The organism is Psychrobacter sp. 1U2, assembly GCF_051847575.1.
Genome location: NZ_JBPYDC010000983.1, coordinates 1 through 750, shown reverse-complemented (window position 1 = coordinate 750; position 750 = coordinate 1). Strand labels below are relative to the sequence as shown.

At 34.5% G+C, this 750-nt stretch carries 1 pseudogene; it reads right to left on the bottom strand.

The window, feature by feature from the left end:
• Positions 1–458: 458 nt before the first annotated feature.
• Positions 459–750: pseudogene (locus tag ACS8FD_RS19905) on the bottom strand (ABC transporter ATP-binding protein); the annotation flags it as partial.

Here is a 750-nt window from a genome sequence, read left to right as displayed (position 1 = left end):
TTCCTCCAGGTGAATGAAATGGGATTATCCCACACTGGGTTTGTGACTTAGAAATTTACAATACAAATATATAAGCCACGTTAGCTGTGCCTAATTTTGCTAATTGTTGCTATTCTAAGCTATTTTGGTCATAAAATAAATTAATGTGTCAAAAATAAAACGACTCTGACAACACATTGTTTATAGCTATAGTCTTATGAAAAAGTCACAGCCAAATCAAAGCTGAAACCTTATTATATTAAAATCCGATTGCAATAATCACCTTAAAATTAATAAGGATATTCAAAGACCAAGAATGATACTCGAAATTAGGGCAATGTTCACTAACTTTCCATAGATTTACTATCATTTGGTTCACCTAAACATATTCCAAACCTGCTTATCTATGATTTGTTACTATGGTCTATTCATAAACCTAGGTAAGTTGCTTTTGTAGACTGATCTAATTTAACAATGCTCTAATTGTTTTCGAGGGCTTCCCAACGTTCAAGCATATTCATCATCTCATCTTCGATCACTAATAAGCGCTCGCTTGCAACGGTTGCAGCGTCGAAGTCTTCGGTGAACCATGAACCATCCGCTAGTTTCTCTTGTAATTGAGTTTGTTCTTGCTCAAGAGTAGCAATCTGTTTTGGTAGGTTATCAAGCTCACGCTGCTCATTAAAATTTAATTTTTTAGCTGTTTTTTTAGGTTTGTTTTCCGCTGCTGACTTATTGGTAGATTTGGTATTTTCAGAGGCTTTATTTGCA